The sequence below is a fragment of the Affinundibacterium flavidum genome, assembly GCF_014284175.1.
GTDB lineage: Bacteria > Pseudomonadota > Gammaproteobacteria > Burkholderiales > Burkholderiaceae_D > Undibacterium > Undibacterium flavidum.
Genome location: NZ_JACOGA010000067.1, coordinates 1 through 297, shown reverse-complemented (window position 1 = coordinate 297; position 297 = coordinate 1). Strand labels below are relative to the sequence as shown.

Sequence of the window (297 nt, the reverse complement as noted above, 5' to 3'; positions counted from 1 at the left end):
TTGTCCATGGCACGGCCGCCGCCGAGCAGGTCCGGCGAGACTGCTGCCGTCAGCTCGCCGCCATCGACGACAGCTGGTGCAGGTGCGAGGCGCTCAACCACATGCTTGGAGGCATCTACAGGGAGCTCGGCGCCCCCGATGTCGGGCACCCCATGTCGGAGGTGTTCCGCGGCTGCCGGAGAGGGGACATCGAGCGCGCGGCGGCGAGCCTCCCGGCGTTCTGCAACGTGGACATCCCCAACGGCATAGGTGGTGTCTGCTACTGGCTGGGTTATCCTGGGAACCCGACGACTGGCC

The 297-nt window shown here is 68.4% G+C and carries 1 protein-coding gene; it reads left to right on the top strand.

Features of this window, described 5'->3' with window-relative positions; translation table 11 throughout:
* Positions 1-297 (top strand): alpha-amylase inhibitor/seed storage family protein (locus H8K55_RS21390; protein WP_186944269.1); only part of this gene is annotated, 297 nt, incomplete at both ends.